The following is a 536-nucleotide window of genomic DNA, read 5'->3' as shown; positions in this document are numbered from 1 at the left end:
CCCTGCGGCGGCAGTTCCGGCACCTCTTCGTCGTCGTCGGGGATCTGCTGCGGTTGCGGCTGGCCACGCGGAATGTTGCCGGGCGGCCGCAGCGGCGGCGGATCGGAAAAGATCGTGCCGATCTGCGCCTGAGCCGGTGTCGCAACCGTCAGTGCGGTGGCGGCCAAAAGCGCCGCAAGACCTGTCAGGGTAATGGTTCGAAACATCTCGCGCGGCTTCAACAGCGAATCGGGCTTGTTGGACATTCTACAGGGGTTACCGCCGCTCGCAGGTCCTCCGGTTAACACGGCGAATACGGCGGGGGAAGGGCGGCATCCCCGCCCTTCCCGGCCCGTCTGGTCAGACCGGCTCGCGAATGGGATAGTCGATCACCCCTCCCCAGGGGGTGCGAGGCGGGCAGCGCCTTCCGAAAACGACATCCAACCCTGACCGGCCCCCCCGAGACCGCCCGCCATGCCCGTTGTGCTCGATCCCGATGCCGCCGCCGTCTACAGGGCCTTCCAGGACGCCGGCCGCCCCGCCTACGAGACCCTGAC

1 pseudogene is annotated in these 536 nt (G+C 68.3%); it reads right to left on the bottom strand.

Annotated elements, in window-relative coordinates:
* Nucleotides 1–245: pseudogene (locus tag MOV75_RS41420) on the bottom strand (DUF2155 domain-containing protein); the annotation flags it as partial.
* Between the last annotated feature and the right edge of the window lie 291 nt (nucleotides 246–536).

Origin of the sequence: Bradyrhizobium sp. PRIMUS42, from assembly GCF_023006515.1 — a bacterium.
GTDB lineage: Bacteria > Pseudomonadota > Alphaproteobacteria > Rhizobiales > Xanthobacteraceae > Bradyrhizobium.
The sequence above is the reverse complement of the archived record's forward strand: the minus strand, read 5'-3'. Positions and strand labels throughout refer to the sequence as shown.